This window comes from Parvimonas sp. D9, assembly GCF_035282565.1.
Taxonomy (GTDB): Bacteria; Bacillota; Clostridia; order Tissierellales; family Peptoniphilaceae; genus Parvimonas; species Parvimonas micra.
Map to the genome: position 1 here is coordinate 1 of NZ_JAYKBM010000202.1, position 255 is coordinate 255.

The following is a 255-nucleotide window of genomic DNA, read 5'->3' on the forward strand; positions in this document are numbered from 1 at the left end:
GCTCCGTCCGCTCGTGGCGCGGCATCCGCTTCGCTCTTCCGCCGTCCGGCGAGCGCCGCTGGCGCGACCCCCTTCCCGCCCCGGATGCCGAGGGGGAAGTGGATGCCACGGCCTTCGGTCCCGCCTGCCCCCAGCCGCTGAACCCGGCCGTGCCGCTCGGCGACGGTGCCGTCGAAGACGAGGACTGCCTGTCGCTGAACGTGTGGGCGCCCGAGACGGACGCCGACACCCCGCGGCCGGTCATGGTGTGGCTGC

At 75.3% G+C, this 255-nt stretch carries 1 protein-coding gene; it reads left to right on the plus strand.

Annotation, left to right across the window (positions count from 1 at the left end; all coding sequences use genetic code 11):
* Nucleotides 1–255 (plus strand): carboxylesterase family protein (locus VJI94_RS08555; RefSeq protein ID WP_324009060.1); only part of this gene is annotated, 255 nt, incomplete at both ends.